Origin of the sequence: Mesorhizobium sp. M8A.F.Ca.ET.181.01.1.1 (assembly GCF_004792025.1) — a bacterium.
GTDB lineage: Bacteria > Pseudomonadota > Alphaproteobacteria > Rhizobiales > Rhizobiaceae > Mesorhizobium.
This window is the reverse complement of the sequence record NZ_SRTV01000096.1, coordinates 1-365: the sequence shown is the minus strand read 5'-3', so window position 1 is coordinate 365 and position 365 is coordinate 1. Positions and strand designations below refer to the sequence as shown.

The window sequence follows — 365 nt, the reverse complement described above, 5'->3', positions numbered from 1 at the left end:
TCATTGCGGTTGCGTCGCTCGGACAAACCATCAAGATCGTGACGCTCGGCGGCCTTGCTCTCGCTGTCGGCATTGTTGTCGACGCCGCGAAGGTGGCCATTGAAAACATCACGCATCCTCTGGAAAAGGGCGAGCCGTTGCATGACGCGATACTGAACGGCTCAGGCGAGATCGCAGTGCCGACGTTCGTTTCCACCATGTCGATCTGCATTGTGTTCGTGCCGATGTTCCTGCTGTCCGGCGTCGCGCGCTATCTGTTCGTGCCGCTTGCGGAAGCAGTGGTGTTCGCCATGTGCGCGTCTTACTTCTTCTCGCGCACGCTGATCCCGACGCTTGCAATGTATCTGATGCGCGCGCCGTCCAAA

1 protein-coding gene is annotated in these 365 nt (G+C 58.9%); it reads left to right on the top strand.

Annotated elements, in window-relative coordinates; all coding sequences use genetic code 11:
- A partial coding sequence (locus EN824_RS33745) for an efflux RND transporter permease subunit (RefSeq protein ID WP_135933180.1) occupies nucleotides 1-365 on the top strand: 365 nt, incomplete at both ends.